This is a genomic window from Pseudomonas sp. ICMP 561, from assembly GCF_002699985.1.
Classification (GTDB): domain Bacteria; phylum Pseudomonadota; class Gammaproteobacteria; order Pseudomonadales; family Pseudomonadaceae; genus Aquipseudomonas; species Aquipseudomonas quasicaspiana.
Genome location: NZ_LKBT01000057.1, coordinates 1 through 326, shown reverse-complemented (window position 1 = coordinate 326; position 326 = coordinate 1). Strand labels below are relative to the sequence as shown.

Below are 326 nucleotides of genomic sequence, written 5' to 3'. Positions count from 1 at the left end.
CGGGCTTTACCTTCTATCGAGTACTCGATCAATCTGGCCTGCCAGTGTTTGGGAAGATCATCGCGCTGCCTGTGGGCGTCACGAGAAACAGTCAACTGAACTAACCAATCACCTGGCCCCAACTCTTGGAGTACCTCGTATTTAAGCCCGCTACGAGCCCGCATCAACCAATGCCGTTGCGTACCGCTGTGCTCCCAGTCGAGCAGGAATGCTGCACAATAGTACGCACGATCAAAGATCGTAACCGAATAGTCATCCACTGCTTTTTCCAACCCACGAGCGTGGCTCAGCTCGCCAGTTGAAAACTCGCCGAAATTGGCAGCCCG

Annotated in this window: 1 pseudogene; it reads right to left on the bottom strand. The window is 54.0% G+C overall.

The features are described 5' to 3' along the window. A pseudogene (locus tag AO242_RS29585) lies at positions 1-326 on the bottom strand (IS4 family transposase); the annotation flags it as partial.